This is a genomic window from Pseudomonas sp. AC016 (genome assembly GCF_979253365.1).
In genome coordinates, this window is the sequence record NZ_CEEDCC010000001.1 from 466,816 (window position 1) to 482,960 (window position 16,145).

At 60.3% G+C, this 16,145-nt stretch carries 17 protein-coding genes; 11 read left to right on the top strand and 6 right to left on the bottom strand.

All coding sequences use genetic code 11. The features are described from left to right. Positions 1-49: 49 nt before the first annotated feature. From AC0IXS_RS01865 to AC0IXS_RS01880, 4 genes are all read right to left on the bottom strand, one after another. Positions 50-1,480 carry an NAD-dependent succinate-semialdehyde dehydrogenase gene (locus tag AC0IXS_RS01865; RefSeq protein WP_058431307.1) on the bottom strand — a complete coding sequence of 477 codons (1,431 nt, stop codon included), beginning with the start codon at positions 1,478-1,480 and terminating at the stop codon, positions 50-52. 80 nt (positions 1,481-1,560) lie between these two features. Further along, on the bottom strand, positions 1,561-1,689 hold the full coding sequence (locus AC0IXS_RS01870) for a hypothetical protein (RefSeq protein ID WP_268873436.1): 129 nt from the start codon (positions 1,687-1,689) through the stop codon (positions 1,561-1,563). Between the two features lie 35 nt (positions 1,690-1,724). Beyond that, the gene (locus AC0IXS_RS01875; RefSeq protein WP_025994070.1) at positions 1,725-2,591 is read right to left on the bottom strand and encodes an SDR family oxidoreductase; all 867 of its coding nucleotides are present in this window, start codon (positions 2,589-2,591) and stop codon (positions 1,725-1,727) included. A gap of 67 nt (positions 2,592-2,658) precedes the next feature. Continuing rightward, positions 2,659-3,798, bottom strand: a complete 1,140-nt coding sequence (locus AC0IXS_RS01880) for a glutathione-independent formaldehyde dehydrogenase (RefSeq protein WP_057408594.1) — start codon at positions 3,796-3,798, stop codon at positions 2,659-2,661. Positions 3,799-4,036: 238 nt separating this feature from the next. Between AC0IXS_RS01880 and AC0IXS_RS01885 the strand changes: the two genes are divergently transcribed. The 6 genes from AC0IXS_RS01885 to AC0IXS_RS01910 all read left to right on the top strand — a co-directional run bounded on the left by AC0IXS_RS01885 (position 4,037) and on the right by AC0IXS_RS01910 (position 8,964). Further along, positions 4,037-4,627, top strand: a complete 591-nt coding sequence (locus AC0IXS_RS01885; RefSeq protein WP_043306037.1) for an amino acid synthesis family protein — start codon at positions 4,037-4,039, stop codon at positions 4,625-4,627. A gap of 34 nt (positions 4,628-4,661) precedes the next feature. After that, positions 4,662-5,495, top strand: coding sequence for an alpha/beta fold hydrolase (locus AC0IXS_RS01890; protein WP_004884821.1), 834 nt, complete (start codon positions 4,662-4,664; stop codon positions 5,493-5,495). Then, on the top strand, positions 5,492-6,973 hold the full coding sequence (locus AC0IXS_RS01895) for an aldehyde dehydrogenase (protein WP_004884820.1): 1,482 nt from the start codon (positions 5,492-5,494) through the stop codon (positions 6,971-6,973). The genes AC0IXS_RS01890 and AC0IXS_RS01895 overlap by 4 nt, the downstream gene beginning before the upstream one ends. Before the next feature lie 13 nt (positions 6,974-6,986). Next, positions 6,987-7,472: a flavin reductase family protein gene (locus AC0IXS_RS01900; protein WP_004884818.1), complete on the top strand. Its 486-nt coding sequence runs from the start codon at positions 6,987-6,989 to the stop codon at positions 7,470-7,472. A gap of 174 nt (positions 7,473-7,646) precedes the next feature. Further along, positions 7,647-8,399 carry a GntR family transcriptional regulator gene (locus tag AC0IXS_RS01905; RefSeq protein ID WP_004884817.1) on the top strand — a complete coding sequence of 251 codons (753 nt, stop codon included), beginning with the start codon at positions 7,647-7,649 and terminating at the stop codon, positions 8,397-8,399. Between the two features lies 1 nt (position 8,400). After that, positions 8,401-8,964, top strand: coding sequence for an NUDIX hydrolase (locus tag AC0IXS_RS01910; RefSeq protein WP_057408593.1), 564 nt, complete (start codon positions 8,401-8,403; stop codon positions 8,962-8,964). Between the two features lie 652 nt (positions 8,965-9,616). Here the strand turns inward: AC0IXS_RS01910 and AC0IXS_RS01915 are convergent. Both AC0IXS_RS01915 and AC0IXS_RS01920 read right to left on the bottom strand, forming a co-directional pair. Beyond that, on the bottom strand, positions 9,617-10,120 hold the full coding sequence (locus tag AC0IXS_RS01915) for a GNAT family N-acetyltransferase (protein WP_057410937.1): 504 nt from the start codon (positions 10,118-10,120) through the stop codon (positions 9,617-9,619). A 76-nt stretch (positions 10,121-10,196) separates the two neighbouring features. Beyond that, positions 10,197-10,487, bottom strand: a complete 291-nt coding sequence (locus AC0IXS_RS01920; protein WP_043306033.1) for a DUF1330 domain-containing protein — start codon at positions 10,485-10,487, stop codon at positions 10,197-10,199. A 92-nt stretch (positions 10,488-10,579) separates the two neighbouring features. Here AC0IXS_RS01920 and ribBA point away from each other — a divergent pair, with 92 nt between their 5' ends. The 5 genes from ribBA (at position 10,580) to AC0IXS_RS01945 (ending at position 15,933) form a co-directional block, all read left to right on the top strand. Beyond that, on the top strand, positions 10,580-11,689 hold the full coding sequence (gene ribBA, locus AC0IXS_RS01925; protein WP_471823590.1) for a bifunctional 3,4-dihydroxy-2-butanone-4-phosphate synthase/GTP cyclohydrolase II: 1,110 nt from the start codon (positions 10,580-10,582) through the stop codon (positions 11,687-11,689). A 304-nt stretch (positions 11,690-11,993) separates the two neighbouring features. Beyond that, positions 11,994-13,019: an ABC transporter substrate-binding protein gene (locus tag AC0IXS_RS01930; RefSeq protein ID WP_122438036.1), complete on the top strand. Its 1,026-nt coding sequence runs from the start codon at positions 11,994-11,996 to the stop codon at positions 13,017-13,019. After that, the gene (locus AC0IXS_RS01935) at positions 13,004-13,960 is read left to right on the top strand and encodes an ABC transporter permease (RefSeq protein ID WP_025994062.1); all 957 of its coding nucleotides are present in this window, start codon (positions 13,004-13,006) and stop codon (positions 13,958-13,960) included. Before AC0IXS_RS01930 ends, AC0IXS_RS01935 begins: the two co-directional genes overlap by 16 nt. A 6-nt stretch (positions 13,961-13,966) precedes the next feature. Then, on the top strand, positions 13,967-14,782 hold the full coding sequence (locus tag AC0IXS_RS01940) for an ABC transporter permease (RefSeq protein WP_029242141.1): 816 nt from the start codon (positions 13,967-13,969) through the stop codon (positions 14,780-14,782). Further along, positions 14,779-15,933 carry an ABC transporter ATP-binding protein gene (locus AC0IXS_RS01945; RefSeq protein ID WP_057410940.1) on the top strand — a complete coding sequence of 385 codons (1,155 nt, stop codon included), beginning with the start codon at positions 14,779-14,781 and terminating at the stop codon, positions 15,931-15,933. Before AC0IXS_RS01940 ends, AC0IXS_RS01945 begins: the two co-directional genes overlap by 4 nt. Positions 15,934-16,145 lie beyond the last annotated feature (212 nt).

Below are 16,145 nucleotides of genomic sequence, written 5' to 3' on the forward strand. Positions count from 1 at the left end.
CGGCCGCGATGTGCAGACATCGCGGCCGTTTTACGTATAACGCGAACAATCAGTTGTACTGAGTCACCAGCTTGGTGTTCAAGTACGCCTCGATGGCCTCGGTGCCGCCTTCAGAGCCATAACCGGAATCCTTGATCCCGCCGAACGGGACTTCCGGCAAACCGATGCCCTGATGGTTGATCGACAGCATGCCTGCTTCGATGTAAGTGCTGAGCGCCTGGGCAGTCTTCATCGACGTGGTGAACGCGTAGGACGCCAGACCGAACGGCACCCGGTTGGACTCGGCAATCGCCTCTTCCACGGTATCGAACGGCACCAGCAGCGCCACGGGACCGAACGGCTCTTCGTTCATGATGCGCATGGCCGGAGTCAGACCACTCAACACAGTCGGCTGGAAGAAGTAGCCCGGCCCTTCCACTGCCTTGCCACCCGTTGACAGGGTTGCACCACTCTTCACGGCGTCTTCGACCAGGTCCACCAGCGCAGGGATACGTCGGTCGTTGGCAACCGGCCCCATGGTGGTGCCGCTTTCCAGACCGTTGCCGACCTTGATTTCCTGCGTCAGGCCGACAAACTTCTCGGTGAACGCTGCCAGCACCTTGCGCTGCACCAGAATGCGCGTTGGCGAGACACAGACCTGACCGGCGTTACGGAACTTGGCAGTGGCCAAAACCCGAGCGGCAAGATCGATATCAGCGTCGTCAAAGACCAGCGCAGGCGCGTGGCCGCCCAGCTCCATGGTCGCACGCTTCATGTGCTTGCCTGCCAATGCCGCAAGCTGTTTGCCGACAGGCGTGGAACCGGTGAAGGTCACTTTGCGGATCACGGGATGCGGGATCAGGTAGCTGGAGATCTCTGCCGGGTCGCCATACACCAGCCCGATCACACCGGCCGGCACGCCAGCGTCGGCGAAGGCACGGATCAGCTCGGCAGGCGAGCCTGGGGTTTCTTCGGGTGCCTTGACGATGATCGAGCAACCGGCAGCCAGCGCCGACGACAGCTTGCGCACCACCTGGTTGATCGGGAAGTTCCAGGGCGTGAAGGCCGCCACCGGACCGACCGGCTCCTTGACGACCTTCTGTTCGATGTTCACGCCACGTGACGGCACGATGCGGCCGTAGCTGCGGCGACCCTCTTCAGCCAGCCAGTCGATCATGTCAGCGGCGGACAGGGTCTCCATGCGCGCTTCAGCCAGCGGCTTGCCCTGCTCCTGCGTCATGATCCGGGCGATACCGTCGGCACGCTCGCGGACCAGATTCGCGGCTTTCTGCATGATCTTGTAACGGTCGTAGGCCGAGGTATTGCGCCAGGTGGCGAAGCCTTTCTCGGCGGCAGCCAGTGCCTCGTCCAGATCGGTAATGCCTGCATAGGCGACGGTACCGAGTGAATCGCCGGTGGCGGGATTGATCACTGAAATCGTGCGGCCATCACGGCTGGCGCGCCATTGGCCGTCTATATAAAGCTGTACATCAGGATACATGGCAACTCTCCATGGGTCGTTGCGAAGAGCGTGAGGTACGCGCTCGAAAAATACTGAAACGAATTTAGGGGTGTATACCCCTAATGGTCAAGCGACTTCGCAAGGTCACCGACCATCGTGTTCATTTCCAGCCTGCCTGACCCGATGGCAACAAAACGTGAAATGCCGACAAAAGCCATAAAAAAGCCCGCGATCCAGGCAGCGTTCATGATGACGCCACCCTCGCGGGCAAACTGAAAAACCTTTAAAGAATCGGCTTGCCACCGGTCACGCCATAGCGTGTACCCGAGATGTAGCTCGCTTCGTCCGAGGCCAGCAATACGTAGATCGGCGACACCTCCACGGGCTGACCCGGACGGCCAAGCGGTGTCTGGCCGCCAAAGCTCGAAGCTTCTTCTTCGGGCATGGTCGAGACGATCAACGGCGTCCAGATGGGACCCGGTGCTACGCTGTTCACGCGAATGCCTTTCTCGCCCAGCATCTGTGCCAGACCCGCGGTGAAGTTGGCAATCGCGCCCTTGGTCGTAGCGTAAGGCAGCAACGTCGCCTTGGGCATGTCCGAGTTCACCGAGCTGGTGTTGATGATCGACCCACCACGCCCCATGTGCGGCACAGCGGCCTTGCAGATGCGAAACATCGCCGTGATGTTTACATCGAAGGTCATCAGCCACTCTTCATCGCTGATTTCTTCCAGAGTTTCATGGCTCATCTGGAACGCAGCGTTGTTGACCAGCACATCGATGCGACCGAACTCTTCGACGGTCTTGCTCACGATGTATTCGCACTGCTCTTTCTTTGCCAGATCGCCCGGCAATAACAGACACTTTCTGCCAGCCTCTTCGACCCAACGCGCAGTCTCTTTGGCATCTTCGTGCTCGTCGAGATAGGAAATTGCAACCTGTGCGCCCTCACGGGCAAAGGCAATGGCCACAGCGCGACCGATGCCGCTGTCGGCACCGGTGATCAAGGCAATCTTGTCCTGCAGACGACCATGTCCGGTGTAGCTCTTCTCGCCACAATCGGGATACGGCTCCATCCTGCCCTGCTCACCCGGCACTTTCTGAGCCTGCTTGGGAAACGGTGGTTTTGGATAGCTTTCGAAATCTTTCATATCGGTCTCCTTGATTATGAAGCCCACACCGCCGCAGCGACGTGGGGCATCTGGTCAGGTGATGCAATCAGGCAGCGGGCTTGAGCACCACTTTGGTCCAGCCGTTGTCGCGGGCGTCGAAATGCTGATAGGCCTCAGGGCCTTCTTCCAGTTTCAGACGGTGGGAAATGATCTGCGACGGCGTGGCGCGTCCGTGGTGGATGAGTTCGGCAAGGCGACGGTTGTAGGCCTTGACGTTGGCCTGACCGGTGCGGATCTGCTGGCCCTTGAACCAGAACGCACCGAAGTCGAAGGCCATCTTGCCTTCCTTGGCCAGATCATTCTTGGCGCCCGGGTCCTGCGGGACGAATACGCCCACGACACCGATTCCGCCGGTAGGCTTGGTCGAAGCCACCAGGTTGTTCATCGTCAGGTGGTTGGCCTCATGCCCGTGGCGGTCACAGCACTGATAGCCGACACACTCACACCCCCGGTCGGTGCCTTTGCCATGGGTCAGGTTGAGAATCTGCTCGACCGCTTCCTGCTCGACCGAGTTGATCGGCGTGGCGCCCATCTTCGCCGCCAGAGCAAGTCGATCCGGATGGTTGTCCACCACGAAGACCTGCGACGCGCCCTTGATCATGGCCGAGTGCGCGGCCATCAGGCCGACCGGGCCTGCGCCGTAAATCGCGACGCTTTCACCCGGCAACAGGCCGGCCAGCTCCGTTGCGTGCCAACCGGTAGGAAAGATGTCGGACAGCATGACGTAGTCGTCTTCTTTCTCGACAGCATCTTCCGGCAGCAACAGGCAATTGAAGTCTGCGTAAGGGACGCGCAGCAGTTCGGCCTGGCCGCCTGCGTAGTCACCCATGTCGGCAAAACCATAGGCCCCGCCAGCGCTGCCCGGATTGACGGTCAGACAGAAACCGGTCAGGCCCTTTTCACAGTTTTCGCAGAAGCCGCAGCCGATGTTGAACGGCAGGCAGACCCGGTCGCCAACCTTGATGCGGTCGACACCAGCACCGACGGCGATCACTTCACCGAGGTTTTCGTGACCGAAGATGCGCCCGGTCTCGAACGAGGTGCGGCCCTCATACATATGCAGATCGGAGCCGCAGATATTGGTGGTTGTCACTCTGACAAGAGCGTCGGTCGGCTTCTCGATCTTCGCGTCCGGCACGTTCTTGACACTGACATCGCGCGGCCCGTTATAGACGATGGCTTTCATGCTTGGCTCTCCTGAAGTGAAAAATAGGATGAGCGATTAATAGCTCACCGAATATCTGTCACGACATGAGGGCGCGTGTTCAAAGCGATGGCTCTGGCACCGGACGAATGGTCATTTTCGGGCAACGCACTTTGCCGATTTGCCCGACCCGCCACCAGAAGAAGAAAAACGCTTGCACGAGCAATCTTATGGTATACCATCATACGAAATACAATAGTGCTCGTTCCGGGAGTCCTTCATGAGCTTTGAAATCCGCAAGATCGTCAATTACACCGAAGAAACCTTCATCGAGGGCGGCAAGGCTACTGACAAGCCGGTGACCATGGTCGGGCTGGCGGTCGTGATCAAAAACCCGTGGCTGGGCAATGGTTTTGTCGAAGACCTGAAGCCCGAGATCCGCGCCAATTGCTCGGATCTGGGCGAACTGATGGTCAAGCGTCTGACCGATGCCATCGGCGGCGCCGACAAGATCGAAGCCTATGGCAAAGCTGCCGTGGTCGGTGCTGATGGCGAAATCGAGCATGCGTCGGCGGTCATTCACACCCTGCGCTTCGGCAATCATTACCGCGAAGCGGTCAAGGCCAAGAGCTACCTGAGCTTCACCAACAAGCGTGGCGGACCGGGTACCTCGATCCAGATTCCGATGATGCACAAGGACGACGAAGGTCTGCGCTCGCACTACATCACCCTGGAAATGCACATCGAAGACTCACCTCGCGCCGACGAAATTGTCGTGGTGCTGGGCGCCGCCAACGGCGGACGTCTGCATCCGCGCATCGGCAACCGCTACATCGACCTGGAAGAACTGGCCGCTGAAAAAGCGCAGTGATCCCCCTTCATCCATGTCTGCGCAGGAGCGATCCATGAATCAGCTCACCGCTGAATGCACCCCGGCGGGTACCAGTTATCTGGCCACCGGCCAAGGCCACCCCGTGGTGTTGATTCACGGGGTGGGCCTGAACAAGGAAATGTGGGGTGGCCAGATCGTCGGGCTGGCCCCGCATTACCAGGTCATTGCTTATGACATGCTGGGCCATGGTGCCAGCCCGCGGCCTGACCCGGACACCGGTCTGCCAGGTTATGCCGAACAGTTGCGCGAGCTGCTGGAGCATCTGGGCCTGCCGCAGGCGTCGGTCATCGGGTTCTCGATGGGCGGCCTGGTTGCACGGGCCTTCGCACTGCATTTTCCACAGCACCTGTCGGCCATGGTCATCCTCAACAGCGTGTTCAACCGCAGTCCGCAACAGCGTGCCGGGGTCATCGCTCGCACCAGCCAAGCTGCCGAGCACGGCCCGGACGCCAACGCGGCCGAAGCACTGTCACGCTGGTTCAGTCGCGAGTATCAGGCGGCCAATCCGGCGCAGATCGCTGCCATTCGCCAGAATCTGGCGAGTAACGATCCGCAGGGCTACCTCACCACGTACAAGCTGTTTGCCACACAGGATATGTACCGCGCCGACGATCTGGGCGATATTCGCGCACCGACACTGATCGCCACCGGCGAGCTGGACCCAGGCTCCACGCCTGAAATGGCGAGGGAACTGGCCATGCGCATCAAGGGCGCAGAAGTGGCGATACTGCCCGATCAGCGCCACATGATGCCGGTGGAATCGCCGCGCCTGGTCAATCAGGTGCTGCTGGACTTTCTCGACAAGTCGGCGCGTGTTCACAACTCGATAAAGGGGATCGTTGCATGAGCCTCACCCGTTTTCAGATGTGCATCGACGGCCTCTGGGTCGACGCACTTTCAGGCAAGACCTTCGACAGCCTCAACCCGGCATTGGCGCAGCCCTGGGCGCAGTTGCCCGACGCTGACGAAGCGGACGTGGAGCGCGCCGTGCAGGCCGCGCAGAAAGCGTTCGAGAGCCCGGCGTGGCGTGGACTGACCGCTACGGCGCGCGGCAAATTGCTGCGCAGGCTGGGCGATCTGATTGCCGAGAACAAGGAGCAACTGGCGCAACTGGAAAGCCGCGACAACGGCAAACTGATCCGTGAAACCCGTGGTCAAGTCAGCTATTTGCCCGAGTTCTTTCATTACACCGCAGGGCTGGCCGACAAGCTCGAAGGCGGTACCCTGCCCCTCGACAAGCCAGACCTGTTCGCCTACACCGTGCATGAACCGATGGGCGTAGTCGCTGGCATCATCCCGTGGAACAGCCCGCTGTACCTGACCGCCATCAAGCTCGCTCCGGCGCTGGCAGCGGGCAACACCATCGTGCTCAAACCCTCCGAACATGCCTCCGCCACGGTACTGGAGCTGGCCCGTCTGGCGCTGGAAGCGGGGATTCCGCCGGGCGTCGTCAACGTCATCACCGGTTATGGTCCGACCACGGGCGCTGCCCTCACCCGGCATCCGCTGGTGCGCAAGATTGCCTTTACCGGCGGCGCTGCCACGGCGCGTCATGTGGTCCGAAGCAGTGCGGAAAATTTCGCCAAACTGTCGCTGGAACTGGGCGGCAAGTCTCCCAACATCATTTTTGCCGATGCCGATCTGGACAGTGCCATCAACGGTGCCGTTGCGGGCATCTACGCAGCATCGGGCCAGAGCTGCGTGTCCGGCTCGAGGCTGCTGGTGCAGGACGAGATCTACGACGAATTTGTCGAGCGGCTGGTCGAACGCGCCCGCCGTATTCGCATCGGTAACCCGCAGGACGAAACGACCGAAATGGGTCCGATGGCCACCGCTCAACAATTGGCGGTGGTCGAAGGTCTGGTCGCTGATGCACTGGCCGAAGGCGCGCGCTTGCGTCTGGGCGGCAAGCGGCCGGAACTGGCCAGCGAAGGCTGGTTCTACGAGCCGACACTGTTCGAATGCGACCGCAATTCGATGAAGATCATGCAGGAAGAAGTATTCGGTCCGGTGGCCTCGGTGATCCGCTTCAAGGACGAGGCCGAGGCGCTGGCGATTGCCAACGACTCACAGTTTGGCCTGGCGGCGGGCATCTGGACCCGCGACCTGGGACGCGCCCATCGTCTGGCGCGCGATATCCGCTCCGGGATCATCTGGGTCAACACGTACCGTGCCGTTTCGGCAATGGCCCCCATCGGTGGTTTCAAAAACAGCGGCTATGGTCGCGAGAGCGGGATAGACTCTGTGCTGGCCTACACCGAACTGAAAACGGTGTGGATCAACCTTTCGCAGGCGCCCATGCCTGATCCATTTGTAATGCGTTAACGAGGCCGCTGCGATGATCGAACCCGGTATTTATAAAGAAGTGATGGCGTCGTTTCCGTCAGGCGTCACCATCGTCACTGCGCTGGACCCGGAAGGCAATCTGGTAGGCATCACCGCCAGTGCGTTCAGCGCGTTGTCCATCGACCCGGCACTGGTGCTGTTCTGCCCCAACTACGCATCGGACACTTATCCTGTGCTGCGCGACGGCAAGAAATTCGCGATTCATCTGCTCTCCGCCGATCAACAGGCCGAAGCCTATGCCTTCGCCAGCAAAGGCAAGGAAAAGACCAAGGGCATCGAGTGGCACCTGAGCGATCTGGGCAACCCGCTGCTCAATAACGCCACTGCGATCATCGAGTGCGAGCTGTGGCGTGAATACGATGGTGGCGACCACGCGATCATCGTCGGCGCGGTGAAAAACCTGATTCTGCCAGCAACCCCTGTCACGCCGATGGTCTACCACCGCGGCAAGATGGGCGCCCTGCCCGCGCTGGTCTGACGCTGTCCTGTCGGTTTTGGTGGATGCGGGCAACAGCGTGATAAACTCGGCCGCGACCCGGTCTGCACCTCCGGGCCATGCAGCAGCCCGCTTGAATCGCGGGCTGCCGACATGAACGCGGCCAGCTCCAAAGGCCGTGTTTTTTATCTGACAGCCCCACTCCGAGCACACCCGATGAAACGCCTGCCACTCGACGACAACTTCAAGGTCAACCGCAACCCCGTTACCCTGCGCGAGATCGTGCTGGACAAATTGCGTAGCGCGATCATGAACTTCCAGCTGCTTCCGGGAGATCGTCTGGTCGAGCGTGACTTGTGTGATCGTCTGGGTGTGAGCCGTACTTCGGTACGCGAGGCGCTGCGCCATCTGGAGTCCGAAGGGCTGGTGGAATTTGCCGATGCCAAAGGGCCGCGCGTTGCCATCATTACGCTGGAAGACGCCTGCGACATCTACGAGCTGCGGTGTGTGCTGGAGGGGCTGATCGTCCAGTTGTTCACCCTGCGTGCCAAGCCCAAGGACATCAAGGCGCTGGAAAAAGCCCTTGAAGTGAACCGTAAGTCGCTCAAGGAAGGCGAGCTGCAACAGGTCATCGATTCGGTGCAGGGCTTCTACGACGTGCTGTTGGAAGGTTCGGGCAACCACGTGGCCGCCACCCAACTGCGTCAGTTGCAGGCCCGTATCAGCTACTTGCGTGCCACCTCAGTTTCCCAGGAAAACCGTCGCGGCGCCAGCAACAAGGAAATGGAACTGATCGTCGAAGCCATCAAGAGCGGCGATCCGCTGGCCGCGCATCAGGCCTCGGTGGATCATGTGCGCAATGCCGCCCGCGTCGCGCTCGAGTACCTCAAATCCAAGCAGGACGACGACGCCAAGGTCCGCGAGATCGTGGCACCGGTGGCCCTGAAAGAACCCCGTATAGGTCGATGAAATGGCCCAACCGCGCTTCTGTCCCCAATGCGGCAGCGCTGATCTCGATCAGCGCATACCTTCAGGCGACACTCATGCGCGGCTGATTTGCGGCAATTGTCAGTACATCCATTACGTCAATCCGAAAATCATCGCTGGCTGCATCATCGAGCAGGAAGGCAAGTACTTGCTGTGCCAGCGCGCAATTCCGCCTCGCCCGGGTACCTGGACCCTGCCAGCAGGCTTCATGGAAAGCGGCGAGACCACCGAACAGGCGGCGTTGCGCGAGGTGTGGGAAGAAAGCGGCGTACGCGGCGAAATCATCTCGCCCTACTCGATCTTCAGCGTGCCGCAGATCAGTGAGGTGTACATCATCTTCCGCGCCATCGCGCTGGAAATCACTGGCCAGTTCGGCCCCGAGACGCTGGATTACAAGTTCTTCGCCCCCGAAGAGATTCCGTGGGACAGCATCTACTACCCCGCCATCCGCCAGATCCTGGAGCGTTATATCGAAGAACGCCAGGCCGGGGTGTATGGCCTCTACATCGGCAATGATGATACCGGGAAGGTGCATTTCATTCGGTGAGGGTGGTGAGTCCCACCCTCCACCGCTGGACGCGGAGCGTCCGTAGAGGCATTCCCACGCGGAGCGTGCGGAACGATCATCTTCACGTCGTTATGCACGTCAGCCTCGACACTGATCGCGCCCACGCTCCGCCCTCATCGTTATACACACGTCCTCTTGGAGGAATACGATGATGATCGTTCCTACGCTCTGCGCTCGGCGTTATACACAAGTCCTCCTGGAGGAATACGATGATGATCGTTCCTACGCTCTGCGTGGGAATGCCTCCCAGGACGCTCCGCGTCCGCTCTGGAATGTGGCGCAGATGTGTGCCCAGGCTCCAGCGTTATCCACGTCATGCGCTCGGCTTACTGAATCCTCAGTCTGTGCCATTTGTGACGCGGAGCGTCACGGGAGGCATGCCCACGCGGAGCGATGGGCACGATCAGTGTCGAGACGGACTTGTGTATAACGACGAGCGCTCTGCGTGGGAATGCCTCCCAGGACGCTCCGCGTCCGCTCTGGAATGTGGCGCAGATGTGTGCCCAGGCTCCAGCGTTATCCACGTCATGCGCTCGGCTCACTGAATCCTCGGTCTGTGCCATTTGTGACGCGGAGCGTCCGTAGAAGCATTCCCACGAGAGATGTACCAGATCTCTGACCTTTGCTTACTTCACCGCAACCGCGCCATGGTCAGCGCGTCGACCATCACGCCGTCTCGTATCGCGTACTGACGCAGCCGCCCTTCAGTCTCGAAGCCGAACTTCTGATACAGGCCAATGGCAGCCTCGTTGTCTGCGTAAACCGTCAGTTCGACCCTGCGCAGGTTCATCCAGTTATCGGCAACGTCCAGCACGGCAGCCAGCAGCCTCGACCCGACACCCTTGCGGTGCCAAGCGGGCGTGACGACCATGCCGATCCCGCCGACGTGGGTCTGGCGGATACGTGAGTACTGTTCAAGGCCGATATGGCCGATCACCTCGTTGCCCTGCAACGCAACCAGCTTTAACTGGCGCTCGTTGGTTGCAGCCAGGCGTTTGCGCCAGACCTCGACCGACTGGTACGGCATCTGCAATACCTGGCGGCAAACCGCAGGATCGTTATAAAGCGCGGCAAGGCTTTCAAGGTGTGTTTCAGCCAGGCACTGGATGACGATACTGGAAGCGGGAACATGCACTGTGTCTAGTCCATTAATACAGGGGCGCTCAGTCTAGAGGCCATGACCCGCCTCTGACCAGCCCTCCCCGTAGCCGCTACGCCATCCCTTCAACAATCACGATTTCCGCCTTCGATGCGCCCTTTCGATGGCTCATGGCTTCCTGATACTCGGGTGATCGATAGCAGGCAACTGCCTGTTCGTACGACTCGAATTCAATCACCACAGTGCGTTGCGGCGTCGCTCGTCCTTCAAGCGCTTCGGACCGACCTCCGCGAGCCATGAATTTGCCACCAAATAACGCGAAAGCGGCTGGCGCGCGCTGGGTATATTCGCTGTACTGCTGAGGGTCGGTCACGTCAACGTGTGCAATCCAATAAGCCTTCATCGTGATCTCACTGTTTCAATGATAGGGAATCTGTGAAATATTCTGTCTTATGGTATACCAAAATAACTCATCCATAACACCGGGATCCGACCATGGCATTCGATCGCATCGAAGACATCATTGAAGACTATCGTCAGGGGAAGATGGTCCTGTTCGTCGATGACGAGGACCGCGAAAATGAAGGCGACCTGTTGCTGGCTGCAGATTGGTGCTCGCCCGAGGCCATCAGTTTCATGGCCCGCGAAGCGCGAGGACTGATCTGTCTGACCCTCACCGATGAGCATTGTCAGCGTCTGGGCCTTGAACAGATGGTGCCCAGCAACGGCAGCGTGTTCTCCACCGCATTCACGGTTTCCATCGAGGCGGCCACGGGCGTGACGACCGGCATCAGCGCCGCAGATCGAGCACGTACCGTTCAGGCTGCGGTCAATCCGCAGGCGCTTCCGGAAGACCTCGTGCAACCGGGCCACATCTTCCCCCTGCGTGCCCGCGAGGGCGGCGTGCTGACCCGCGCCGGGCATACCGAAGCCGGTTGTGACCTGGCACGGCTCGCCGGTTTCACGCCCGCCTCGGTCATTGTCGAAGTCATGAACGATGACGGCACCATGGCCCGGCGTCCCGATCTGGAGCGCTTCGCCGAGAAGCACGGTATCCGCATCGGCACCATCGCCGACCTGATCCATTACCGCCTGAGCACCGAACACACCATCGTCAGAATCGGCGAACGTGAGCTGCCCACCGTGCATGGCACCTTCCGCCTGTTCACTTATGAAGACCGCATCGAAGGCGGCGTGCACATGGCCATGGTCATGGGTGACGTGCGCCGCGACGAAGCCACGCTGGTGCGGGTGCATGTGGTCGATCCATTGCGTGATCTGGTCGGCGCCGAATACACCGGGCCTGCCAACTGGACGCTCTGGGCTGCATTACAGAAGGTCGCCGAAGAAGGTCGCGGGATCGTTGTGGTGCTCGCCAATCATGAGTCGTCGCAAGCCTTGTTGGAGCGGATTCCGCACCTCACCCAGCCGCCACGCCAGTACACCCGTTCACAGTCGCGCATCTATTCGGAAGTCGGCACCGGCGCGCAGATATTGCAGGACCTGGGCGTCGGCAAACTGCGCCACCTCGGCCCGCCACTGAAGTACGCAGGCCTGACTGGCTACGATCTGGAAGTGGTTGAAAGCATTCCGTTTCCAGGCTGAACGGCTTGACCTGGCACCAGGGCACTGTTGATCGCCAATGCCAGATCAGCCTGTAAACGCTGGGCTCCAAGCAGATAAAACGACAGGTCGATAGCCACATAGAGGCAAAATACTTGCACAAAGTTTGGAATACCATAATATGACATTCCACAGCCGCAACGATTTGTCAGGCGCCTCCGGCACGGGGAAAGAATCAATAAAAAGCTTCTGACAGTGACTGGTTTCAAAGGCCCATTGGACCTACTGCTCCCGATTACGCGGGCATGAAATGCCCGCTCAAAACACAACAAATGAGGGCGTGAAAATGGTGTTGAACAAACGTGCAACGGCGGCTCTGATGGCCGGCGTGTTGGCTTTCTCGAGCGTTGCCGCCATGGCCGCCGACAGTGTCAACTTCGTCAGCTGGGGTGGCTCGACGCAGGACGCCCAGAAACAGGCGTGGGCGGTTCCCTTCGCCAAGTCCAGCGGCATCACCGTCGTGCAGGACGGACCGACCGACTACGGCAAACTCAAGGCCATGGTCGAAAGCGGCAACGTGCAGTGGGATGTGGTCGACGTCGAAGCCGACTTCGCTCTGCGTGCCGCCGCCGAGGGCCTGCTGGAGCCTCTGGACTTCAACACCATCAAGCGTGATCGCATCGATCCCCGCTTCGCTTCGGACAATGGCGTCGGCTCGTTCTTCTTCTCGTTTGTGCTGGGCTATAACGAAGACAAGCTGGGCAGCAAAAAGCCCGTCGACTGGACCGCCATGTTCGACACCAAGACCTACCCCGGCAAACGCGCGCTGTACAAATGGCCAAGCCCCGGCGTGCTCGAACTCGCCCTGCTGGCTGACGGTGTAGCCGCCGACAAGCTCTATCCGCTGGACCTGGATCGCGCCTTCAAGAAACTCGACACCATCAAGAAAGACATCGTCTGGTGGGGCGGTGGCGCGCAATCCCAGCAATTGCTGGCGTCCGGCGAGGCTTCGATGGGCCAGATGTGGAATGGCCGCGTGTACGCCCTGCAACAGGACGGCGCTCCGGTCGGCGTGAGCTGGAAACAGAACCTGGTCATGGCCGACTTTCTGGTCGTCCCAAAAGGTGCCAAAAACAAGGACGCAGCGATGAAGTTCATCGCCGAAGCCACCAGCGCCAGAGGCCAGGCCGACTTCTCCAACCTGAGCGCCTACGCCCCGGTGAACCTGGACAGCGTGCCGCGCCTTGACTCGACCCTGGCGAAGAATCTGCCAACGGCTTACGGCGCAGACCAAATCACTCTCGACTTCGCATACTGGGCCAAGAACGGTCCGGACATTGCGACACGGTGGAACGAATGGCTGGTCAAGTAAAAATGACGGCTGTCGTGTCCGGTCAACCCCATCCGGCCGGGGGTGCTTCGAGCACCACCGGTGCGGTTTCAGGCAAGGCGACGAACATGCAGCCAACCCCTTCTCTGGCACAACGCTGGCGCGGCAGTCGCAACCTGATTCCCGCGCTGTTGTTTCTGGGACTGTTCTTCTTTGCACCCTTGATCGGCCTGCTGCTGCGTGGCGTGCTCGAACCCGTCCCGGGTCTGGGCAACTACGAGCAACTGTTTGCCAACTCGGCTTATTCGCGGGTACTGATCAATACCTTCTCGGTCGCAGGCCTGGTGACACTGTTCAGCCTGTTGCTTGGCTTCCCACTGGCCTGGGTGATCACGCTGGTGCCACGCGGCTGGGGGCGCTGGATCTTCAACATCGTGCTGCTGTCGATGTGGACCAGTCTGCTGGCCCGCACCTATTCGTGGCTGGTGCTGTTGCAGGCCTCGGGCGTCATCAACAAGGCACTGATGGCCATGGGTATCATCGATCAGCCGCTGGAGATGGTGCACAACCTGACCGGCGTGGTGATCGGCATGAGTTACATCATGATCCCGTTCATTGTCCTGCCGCTGCAGGCAACCATGCAGGCCATCGACCCGATGGTGTTGCAGGCCGGTTCCATTTGCGGCGCCAGTCCATGGACCAACTTCTTTCGGGTATTTCTGCCGCTGTGCCGTCCGGGTCTGTTTTCCGGCGGTCTGATGGTGTTCGTGATGTCGCTGGGTTACTACGTCACCCCTGCCTTGCTGGGCGGCGCGCAGAACATGATGCTGCCTGAGTTCATCGTCCAGCAGGTGCAGTCGTTCCTCAACTGGGGGCTGGCGAGCGCCGCCGCTGCGTTGCTGATCGTGATCACCCTGGTGCTGTTCTACTTCTATCTCAAGCTCCAGCCGGAATCTCCGGTCGGCGCCAGCAACGGGAGGTAAGCCGCCATGCTCCTGACACCCAATGCCATGAGCCTTCGCCTGCGGTCGGGGCTTTACCTGACCACTGGGCTGATTGCGCTGTTCCTGTTGCTGCCGATCCTGTTCATCGTGCTGCTGTCATTCGGCTCGTCCCAGTGGCTGGTGTTCCCGCCGCCGGGCTGGACGTTCAAGTGGTATCAGCAGTTCTTTTCCAATCCGGAATGGATGGATGCAGCGATGTCGAGCTTCAAGGTCGCCATCCTCACAACTATCAGTGCGGTAGCGCTGGGCCTGCCGACGGCGTTTGCGCTGGTGCGCGGCAGGTTTCCCGGTCGCGACCTGCTGTACGGCGTCTTTACTCTGCCGATGATCGTGCCGCTGGTGATCATCGCGGTGGCGGTCTACGCGCTGTTCCTCAAGCTCGGCTACACCGGCACGCTGTTTTCGTTCGTGGTCAGCCATGTGATCGTCGCGCTGCCGTTCACCATCATTTCCATCATCAACTCGCTGAAACTGTTCGATCAGTCGATTGAAGACGCGGCCGTGATCTGTGGCGCGTCACGCCTGCAAGCGATCTACAAGGTCACCTTTCCCGGCATTCGTCCCGGCATGATGGCTGGTGCGCTGTTCGCGTTTCTGGTCTCGTGGGACGAAGTGGTGCTGAGCGTGATGATGGCCAGCCCGACCCTGCAAACCCTTCCCGTCAAAATGTGGACCACGCTGCGTCAGGACCTGACCCCGGTCATCGCCGTCGCCTCGACACTGCTGATTGCCCTGTCGGTGTTGGTCATGTTCATCGCCGCGACCCTGCGTCGCCGCAACGAAGCCAGGAGTACCTCATGAGTGCCGTGATCAAAGACACCGCGCAACACGATCAGAAGACCCTGGTCAGCCTGTGCAACCTCAACAAGCATTACGGCGATTTCGCCGCCGTCGACAATATTTCTCTGGATATCCAGAACGGCGAATTCCTGACCTTCCTGGGCTCCAGCGGCTCGGGCAAGAGCACCACGCTGTCGATGCTGGCCGGTTTTGAAACCCCAAGCTCCGGCGAGATTCTGGTGGAGGGCAAGTCGCTGGTTAACGTGCCGCCGCACAAGCGCGACATCGGTATGGTGTTCCAACGCTACTCGCTGTTTCCGCACTTGAGTGTGCGCGACAACATTGCCTTCCCGCTGGCCATTCGCAAGCTGCCTGCAGCCGAACGGGAACAGCGTGTCGACGCCATGCTCAAGCTGGTGCAGCTCGAAGCCTTCGCCCATCGCCGCCCTTCTCAGCTGTCCGGAGGCCAACAACAGCGCGTTGCGATTGCCAGAGCGCTGGTCTACGAACCACGCATCCTGCTGATGGACGAACCGCTCGGCGCACTGGACAAGAAACTGCGAGAAGACCTGCAGGACGAATTGCGTCAACTGCATCGGCGTCTGGGCATCACCATCGTCTACGTGACCCATGACCAGGAAGAAGCCATGCGCCTGTCTCAGCGCATCGCGATTTTCAGTCACGGCAAGATTGTCGGGCTGGGCAGTGGTTACGACCTGTACCAGAACCCGCCGAACGCCTTTGTCGCCTCGTTTCTGGGCAACTCCAACTTCCTCAGGCTCAAGGCTCAGGGCAATGCCGTGGCAACGTTCGAAGGCAGCCCGCTGGCGATTCGTATCACCAATGGACTGAAGACCGATCAGGACGTGCTGGCGATGATCCGGCCGGAAAAGGCGCAGGCCCTGAGCCTGCAACAGTCGGCGGCCACTGCGCTTGAGCCGGGCTGGAACGAGGTGAACGCCACGGTGACCGAAGTGCTGTTTCTGGGTGAAAGCCAGACCTGCTCGGTGGTGACGGCTGGCGGCACGGCCATGACGGTCAAGGCGCTGTCGGCCACCGGCATGCCGATGCAGGCAGGCGATGCGGTGAAAGTGCGCTGGGCGGCGGCGGACGCCTGTATCTACACCGAATGGACCGACGGCGACCTGAACAAGGCGGCCGGGGCGCATTGACCTGCTTGCGGACTGGCCGGTCTTTCTGGATTGCGCATCATCTACTGAAGGACGTAGCTCTTGCGGGAGGCACCACCACGTCTTCGACGTAGCGCTGTCGCGCATCAAACACCCAACCGTGGGAGGCGGCTTGCCGGCGATTCGATTTCCCGGACGCCACATCAGCGACTGACCTGACGCTATCGCCGGCAAGCCGCCTCCCACAGTCCGAA